6 protein-coding genes are annotated in these 6,541 nt (G+C 75.4%); 3 read left to right on the plus strand and 3 right to left on the minus strand.

Annotated elements, in window-relative coordinates:
• Positions 1-83 precede the first annotated feature (83 nt).
• The 3 genes from ACZ7H1_RS28815 to ACZ7H1_RS28825 all read right to left on the minus strand — a co-directional run bounded on the left by ACZ7H1_RS28815 (position 84) and on the right by ACZ7H1_RS28825 (position 2,475).
• Positions 84-320, minus strand: coding sequence for a chaplin (locus ACZ7H1_RS28815; protein ID WP_470790720.1), 237 nt, complete (start codon positions 318-320; stop codon positions 84-86).
• A gap of 115 nt (positions 321-435) precedes the next feature.
• Positions 436-1,884 (minus strand): L,D-transpeptidase, encoded by a 1,449-nt coding sequence (locus tag ACZ7H1_RS28820; protein WP_470790721.1) that lies wholly within the window; start codon positions 1,882-1,884, stop codon positions 436-438.
• Positions 1,885-2,052: 168 nt separating this feature from the next.
• Positions 2,053-2,475 carry a secondary thiamine-phosphate synthase enzyme YjbQ gene (locus ACZ7H1_RS28825; protein WP_470790722.1) on the minus strand — a complete coding sequence of 141 codons (423 nt, stop codon included), beginning with the start codon at positions 2,473-2,475 and terminating at the stop codon, positions 2,053-2,055.
• A gap of 203 nt (positions 2,476-2,678) precedes the next feature.
• Here ACZ7H1_RS28825 and ACZ7H1_RS28830 point away from each other — a divergent pair, with 203 nt between their 5' ends.
• The 3 genes from ACZ7H1_RS28830 to ACZ7H1_RS28840 all read left to right on the plus strand — a co-directional run bounded on the left by ACZ7H1_RS28830 (position 2,679) and on the right by ACZ7H1_RS28840 (position 6,405).
• On the plus strand, positions 2,679-4,157 hold the full coding sequence (locus ACZ7H1_RS28830; RefSeq protein WP_470790723.1) for a delta-60 repeat domain-containing protein: 1,479 nt from the start codon (positions 2,679-2,681) through the stop codon (positions 4,155-4,157).
• Positions 4,158-4,331: 174 nt separating this feature from the next.
• Positions 4,332-5,819 (plus strand): glycoside hydrolase family 18 protein, encoded by a 1,488-nt coding sequence (locus tag ACZ7H1_RS28835; RefSeq protein WP_470790724.1) that lies wholly within the window; start codon positions 4,332-4,334, stop codon positions 5,817-5,819.
• 106 nt (positions 5,820-5,925) lie between these two features.
• Positions 5,926-6,405 (plus strand): hypothetical protein, encoded by a 480-nt coding sequence (locus tag ACZ7H1_RS28840; protein ID WP_470790725.1) that lies wholly within the window; start codon positions 5,926-5,928, stop codon positions 6,403-6,405.
• Positions 6,406-6,541: the final 136 nt, after the last annotated feature.

The raw sequence follows: 6,541 nt of genomic DNA on the forward strand, positions 1-6,541 counted from the left end.
ACGGCTGGGGGTTTGGTGGTGTTTTCCCTGGTCCGGAGAGAGGCGGGTACCCGGGGCCCCCACCCCCCCGGCCCCACCGTCGTTCAGTGGTTGATGCAGACGTTGCCGACGGTCGGGTTGAGCAGACCGATGATGTTGATCGAGTTGCCGCAGACGTTGATCGGGATGTGGATCGGTACCTGGACCACGTTGCCCGACAGCAGGCCGGGGGACCCGACGGCGACTCCCTTGGCGTCGGCGTCGGCGACGGCGGTCCCCGTGGCGCCGAGGATTCCCGCGGCGGCCAGGGCCAGAGCGGCGATGGAGGTTCGGATACGCATGGTTCGACTCCCGTGTAGGGGCTCGGACGGACAGCGACGATGAAACCCCGCAGGGCCCCGCGTGCCCTGCATTGACCCGGTCGAGGGCGGGCCCACCGCCATCCGGCCGAGCGGGTCAGGCCGTCGGGTGGAGTCGGGAGACGGTGGACCCGCCGTGGTCCCCGGGCGGTTCGCCCCCTCCGGAGAGGGCGCTGCCGGCCAGCCAGGCCCGCCAGTCGAGGTTCCAGTCTCCGTAGCCGTTGCCGAACGGCGCCATGCGCTCACCGCCGCTGTTGACGACCTCGACGATGTCGCCCTCGCGGACCGTGCGGTAGAACCACGCCGCGTCGGCCGTGCTCATGCCCGTGCACCCGTGGCTGACGTTCTCCTCGCCCTGCGCCGCGACCGACCAGGGCGCGGCGTGCACGTACTCGCCGCTCCACGTCACCCGCGTGGCCCAGTTGACGCGCAGGTCGTAGAACTCCCGGGTGCCGCGCTTGATGCCGACGGAGTCCCCGCGCATCCGCACCTTGGCCTCCTTGCGCAGGACGACCTTGATGCCGCTGCGGGTCAGGAAGCCGGCCTTGCCGGTGGTGACGGGGATGGTCCGCAGCACGCGGCCGTTGCGCCGTACGGTCATCCGGTGCGCGGCGGAGTCGGTGACCGCCTCGACCTGGTCGGCGATGGAGAGGTTCAGCGCGTCGGAGGGGCCGCCGAGCAGGCCGTCGCCGACCTCGACCCCGTCGAGTCCGCTGCGCACCCGGATCACGGTGTGGGGCGTCCAGTACGTACGCGGCCGGTAGTGCAGGGTCTGCGCGTCGACCCAGTGCCAGGCGCCCTCGACGGCCGGCTCCGAGGTGACCTGGAGGGCCCGCTCCACCCGGGCCCTGGCGTCGCGGTCGGCGGCGGGCACCGGGTGGCTCAGCGCGGCCGTGACGATCTGGCCGGCCCCGTACGTCCCCGACCGGGGGCCGAAGACGGCGGTGAGCCGGTCCCCGGCGGAGGCCGGAGCGGTGGTGAAGGCGAGCGTCACGCCCACCGGGCTGCCGGCGGCGTTCTCGGCGTCCACGTGCACGGTGTACGTCTCACCGGCCCGCAGCGGCTCGGTGTTCAGCCACCGGCGGCGGTCCGGGCTCAACTCGCCCCCGAGACGGCGTCCGTGGCCGTCGTGCACGGTCACGTCGCCCAGCAGTCCGGGCCGGTCGAGCGCGATCTCCAGCGGCCCGCCGGAGTCCGTGGGCAGCCCGGCCGCCCGCAGCGTGCCGGCCGTGCGGGCGAGGAAGGGCTCGGGCAGCAGCGCCCCGGCGCCGTGCACCGTCGCGAGGACCTTCTGCTGCCGCCAGCCGGGACACAGGCCGGACCGGAACGTGCCCACCGCGCACGGCCCGGACGACGCGTCGCGGCCTTCCTCCAGGACCCGCCCGATCAGCAGGGTGACGGGCGCCTGCGCGGCCCGACTGCCCTGCGCGGCATCCGAGTCGGGGGACTGTGCACCGCGGCCCGGGGCGGCGGCGACGACCAGCAGGGTCCCCGTCGCCGCCGCCACCGCGCTCCACACCTTGCTTCTTCTTCGTACCCGTGTCATCGCACGCTGCCCTCCCAGATCCACCACGGCCGGTGGCAGCATCAGAACCGGCCCGGACCGAAAGGATGATCATGGACTCGGTTCTGCGGCCGAACGGGTGGCGAAAGAGGACTCGGACGGAGCAGCAGGCAACCGGGCGGAGCAGTACGGGCGGTCCGGCCGCCGGGGTCAGCCGCCGAGGAAGCTGAGCCGCACCTGCCGCCGCGGGTTGTCCTTGTTCGTGTCCACGAGGCAGACGGACTGCCAGGTGCCCAGCTGGAGCCGCCCGCCCACGACGGGCAGGGTGGCGTGCGGGGGCACGAAGGCGGGCAGCACGTGGTCGCGGCCGTGGCCGGGGGAGCCGTGCCGGTGCTGCCACCGCTCGTCGGCGGGCAGCAGCGTGCCGAGGGCGGCCAGCAGGTCGTCGTCGCTGCCCGCCCCCGTCTCGATGACCGCGATCCCCGCGGTCGCGTGCGGGACGAAGACGTTCAGCAGGCCGTCCCGTCCGGCGGCGTTCTCGTCGAGGAAGGCTTCGCAGTGGCCGGTCAGGTCGGTCACCGTCTCGGAACGGCCGGTGGTCAGGTCCAGGATGCGGGTGGTGAACGGGCTCATGCCCCCATCCTCGTCCAGCCGCGGACCTGCGTGCACGTACCCGCGCCCTCCGGGTCAACACGGCGCGCCCGCGGGCCCGGTGCGCCTCACCCGGGCGGGTGGAACCGGGCCCGGGAGAGGGGGATCCGGACCGGGTCTGCGGCGATCAAGGCCCGCCCGGTCCGAAGCTGTCGGCTGTCACCGGCAGAGGCGAAGGGGTCCCCATGTCCGCAGTCAGGTCCGGCCGGCCGCCGCGTGCCGCCGTCCGCAGGGGACCGCGGCACGCGGCAGCCGCCGTGCTGAGCGCCGCGGGGCTCGCGTGCGCCCTGGTGCTGCCCCCGGCGGCCACCGCCGCGGTCCGGTCCGCCCCGCAGGCCCCGGTCGGCGCACGGGACGCCGGTTTCGGCACTGCCGGGCGGGTCGTCACCGACCTGGCCGCCACCGAGGAGAGCACGGACCTGGTGGTGCAGCCGGACGGCGGGATCGTTGCGGCAGGCACCGGCTGGTCAGCGGGCGGTCCGGGCGACTTCACACTGGTCCGCTACCGGGCCGACGGCAGCCGGGACCCGGCCTTCGGCGCCGCGGGGGCCGTGGTCACCGACATCGGCGGCGGGGACGACGTGGCCCACGGGGTGGCCGTGCAGTCCGACGGCGCGATCGTCACCGCCGGCCGCAGCGGGCTGCCGGGGCGGGGCTGCTGCCGGTTCGCACTCACCCGTCACACCCCCGGCGGCCTGCTCGACACCGGCTTCGGCGCCGGCGGCCGGGTGCTCACGGCGTTCGGCGGGGAGCGGGCCGCCGAGGCGTACGCGGTGGTGGTGCAGCCGGACGGGCGGATCCTCGCGGCAGGCCGCAGCGGCGGCGGCTTCGCCCTGGCCCGCTATCTGCCGGACGGCCGCCCCGACCCCTCCTTCGGCACCGGCGGCCGGGTGACCACCGCCTTCCCGGGCAGCGGCGCGGCGGCGTACGGCGTGGCGGTCCAGCCCGACGGGCGGATCGTGCTCGCCGGCCGGTCCGGTTTCACCGCGCCGGCCTTCGCCTCCCGGTTCGCGCTGGCCCGCTATCTGCCGGACGGCCGGCTGGACCCCGGATTCGGCACCGGCGGCCGGGTGACCACTGCCTTCGCGGGTGAGGACGGCGCGCGCGGTGTGGCCGTACGGCCCGACGGCAGGATCCTCGCCGCCGGGCACTCCGCCCTCGACGTCGCACTCGCCCGGTATCTGCCGGACGGCCGCCTCGACCCGGCGTTCGGCGCGGGCGGCCGCGTGACGGGAGACTTCGGCGTGGACCGCGTCCACGACCTGGCGCTGCGGCCCGACGGCGCGGTCGTCGTCGCCGGACTGGGCGGCGGCGACACCGCGGTGGCCCGCTACCTGCCGGACGGGAGTCCGGACCCGGGCTTCGGCGCCGGCGGCCGGATGACCGCCGACCTGGGCTGCGGCCGCCACGACGAGGCCCGCGCCGTGGCCGCCGCCGGGGACGGCCGGATCCTCGTCGCGGGGATCGCCGGCGACGACCGCGTACTGGCCCGCATCGAGGAAGCGTCCCCTGGCCCTCCGGGCCGTTCCGGCCGCTCCGCCGGCCTCCCGCCCTGCGTCCCCGCCCCCGCCGGAGCGCCGGGCGGCGCCCCCGTCCACCCCGGCTTCGCCGCGGCCCTCCCCGCCCCGGCCCCGGGCCCGGCGGGCAGCTGGGCGGGATACTGAGGCGGCATCAGCCGGGACGAGGGCGGCGGCTCCGCGAGCTGAGCCCCCGCTTACCCCAGCCTTAAGGCGGCCTCAAGAAGGCGCCCCGGCCGCTCGAACGAACGTTTTGCCCGTTTCGTGATCGCTAGCGTGCTGTCCGGTCTCCCACCCCCGCACCGCAGAGGCAGGCAGCACATGGGCAGCAATTCACACCGGCGCAGGGCGAGCGGCACCGCGAAGGCGGCAGGCGCGCTGGCCGTTGCCGTGGCCGTCGGCGCCACCGCCGTCGCTCTCACCGGCACCGCGCAGGCCGCGTCCGTCGGCGCGGCCTTCACCCGGGCCGGCAGCTGGAGCACCGGCTACACCGGCCAGTACGTCATCACCAACCGCGGCGACAAGCCGCTCAAGGACTGGACGCTGGAGTTCGACCTGCCGGCCGGCACCTCGCTCTCCTCCCTGTGGAACGGCGAACAGAGCGTGACGGGGCGGCACGTCACCGTCCGCCCGCCCCGCTGGAGCCAGGACGGCCTCGCCGCCGGAGCCTCCCTCACCGTCGGCTTCGTCGCCTCCGCCGCGAGCACCCCCGGCAACCCCACCGGATGCCTCATCGACAAGGAGAAGTGCTCCGTCGGCGGGACCGCCCCGACGCCCGGCGGCCGCCCGACCGCCACCGCCAAGCCCACGGCCAAGCCGACGGTCAAGCCCACCGCCAAGCCGACGCCCAAGCCCACCCCCACCACGGCCAAACCGTCACCGACGGCGACCCGCCCCCCGGGCGGCGGCACGACCCCGTCCGCGGGCTTCGCCCCGTACGTCGACACCTCGCTCTACCCGGTCTTCGACCTCCTCGGCACCGCGGACCGCACCGGCGTCAAGGAGTTCACCCTCGCCTTCATCACCTCCGGCGGCGGCTGCACCCCCCTCTGGGGCGGCACCACCGCGCTGACCGCCGACCGCGTCGCCTCGCAGATCGCCGCCCTGCGCGCCAAGGGCGGGGACGTCCGCGTGTCCTTCGGTGGCGCGGCGGGCTCCGAACTCGGGCTCGCCTGCACCTCGGCGGCCGAGCTCGCCGCCGCCTACGCCAAGGTCGTCGACGCGTACGGCCTCACGAAGGTCGACTTCGACGTCGAGGGCGCGGCGCTCCCCGACTCCGCCGCCAACACCCGCCGCGCCCGGGCCATCGCGCTGCTCCAGAAGAAGCACCCCGGGCTCGACGTCTCCTTCACGCTGCCCGTGATGCCCGAGGGGCTCACCCAGCCCGGCATCGACCTCGTCGCCGACGCCAAGCGGAACGGCGTCGCGATATCCGCCGTCAACATCATGGCGATGGACTACGGCCCGGCCTACAGCGGGGACATGGGCGGTTACGCCATCCAGGCCGCCACCGCCACGCAGGCGCAGCTGAAGGGCGTGCTCGGCCTCTCCGACGCCGCCGCCTGGAAGAAGGTCGCGGTCACCCCGATGATCGGCGTCAACGACGTCACCAGCGAGATCTTCACCGTCGAGGACGCCACGCAGCTCGTCTCCTTCGCCCGCAGCAAGGGACTGGCCTGGCTCTCCATGTGGTCCGGCGCCCGCGACAAGCAGTGCCCGGGCGGGGCGAAGAACCAGGCGGACGCCACTTGCTCGTCCATCCTCCAGGAGCCGCTCGCCTTCACGAAGGCCTTCGCGGCCCGCGGCTGAGGCGAGCCGAACGGAATCCCGTGCAGCGAGGTGCTGCACAGGTGTTCCATAGCGGACCCGTTCCCTCCTACGGTCTGTGCAGCAAAGATCTGTACCGGGAGGCAGCGTGACGCAGGACCTGAACACCAGTGAGCTCGTGGCGGCGATGAAGGCGGTCGACGAGGCCGGGCGCCTCTTCGAAGAAGCCCTCGCCGTGTACGAGGGGCGCGGCCTCCAGCGCACCGGCGACGACTACAAGGTGGCGGGCGGCGCCGTCCAGACCCTCCAGGGCGCCGAGGAGATGGCCCGCGGTACGCGCCGCTTCCTCGCGGACCTGGCCGTGATCGTGGGGTACGCGACCGCCGGCTTCGAGGAGCAGGCGGCGAGACGGCTCGAGGCGGCCCGCTCGGGCTTCACGGGCGTGACGGGCGGCGGCGCGCGGATGGCCCGCCCGCTCCTCGAGCCCACCACGTGCGGGCTCCAGCTGCTGCTGACGGCCCGCGTGTTCGACGCGGAGTTCCGCGAGGAGGTGCGGGCCGTCCTCCGCGCGGAGAAGGCGACGTACCCGGACCCGTCGGCGTTCCGGATCCTCGCGGCCGCCGAATAGCGCGCGCCCCGGGGGGGGGGGGGGGGGGGGGGGGGGGGGGGGGGGAGGGGGGGGGTGGGGGGAGGGGGGGTGGGGGGGGGGGGGGGGGGGGGGGGAGGGGGGGGGGGGGGGGGGGGGGGGCGCGGTGGGGGGCGGG

It is taken from the genome of Streptomyces sp. NPDC037401 (assembly GCF_055602345.1).